General features: G+C 64.5%; 1 protein-coding gene. It reads right to left on the reverse strand.

Going from position 1 to position 1,131, the window contains the following annotated elements; translation table 11 throughout:
* Positions 1-184: 184 nt before the first annotated feature.
* On the reverse strand, positions 185-1,131 hold a 947-nt coding region (locus tag AC1DVR_RS23455), incomplete at its 5' end, for a molybdopterin dinucleotide binding domain-containing protein (protein WP_478003036.1).

Genomic DNA, 1,131 nt, shown 5'->3' on the forward strand with positions numbered 1-1,131 from the left:
GTCCGGTGTCGAAACCCTCGCAAGCTTCAAGCGGTTTCGATGGGTCAAAGATAGACGGACCGGTTCGTATTGTCTATTTTGTAGATCGATAAATAGGGGATTGTCCGTGTCGTCCTGTTCCGCGGGACAGCATGCGCAGTCTTTTATCTATCAAATTGGTCGTGATTTTGATTCGGCCGATCCGTCAACGTGTTCCTGCGGAAGGGCGCGGAAGAATCGCCCCATGCGGCACCACCGGGGGCGCGTTCTGAAACCGTTCGACCGAGACGAGCGTCAGTTGCCCCGCAGAGCCCTGGCTCAACCCTGAGGCGCCACGGTCTGATGTCACCGCATTGGGATTGCCGTTCACGCAATGCGGCCCCAGACCCGGCAAATCGACCGGCGCATACCAGGCCCCCGTCGAAAGCTGGATCACGCCGGGACGGACGGCCCCGGAGGGTGCGGCCACGGCCAGAACCCCGCCCCGATCGTTCCACAGGCGGAGCGTGTCACCCGCCCTGATCCCCAGATCTGCGGCGTCCTGCGGGTTCAGCCGGGCCACCTCGCGGCCATCCACCTTGGCGGCCATGCTGGTTGCGCCGAAATCCAGTTGGCTGTGCAACCGCCCAGCCGGTTGATTAGCCACCAGTTGGAAGGGATGGCGGGCGGCAAGGGCCGCGCCCAGCCATTCGACCGAGGGCAGCCAGGCCGGATGGCCGGGCAGACCTGAGGCCGCCACCTTTTCCGAATAGATCTCGATCCGCCCCGAAGGCGTGCCGAGCGGAAAGCGGTCGGGATCAAGGTGAAAGCGGCGGATCTCGCCCGCGCCACCGCGCAAGGGCAGGGGTAGGACCATGCCTTGCCGAAACGCTGCGTAATCCGGCGCCTCCAGCCCCTGCGCCGCCAAAGCCTGTTGCGTCGGCGCATAGAGCCGGCGTAGCCAGCCCTTTGCATCCAGCGCTTCGGTGAACTGCGCGCCTACACCCAAGCGCTGGGCCAGTTCGGACAGGATCGCATGATCGTCACGCGCCTCGCCAAAGGGGGCTGCCAAAGGCTCCATCGCCACCAGGAAAGGGTCATTGCCGCCCGCGCCGATGTCTTCACGTTCGGYGGTGATCGTGGCGGGGAAGATGATGTCGGCATGGGCAGTAC

The organism is Rhodobacter sp. P2_H5, from assembly GCF_056403335.1.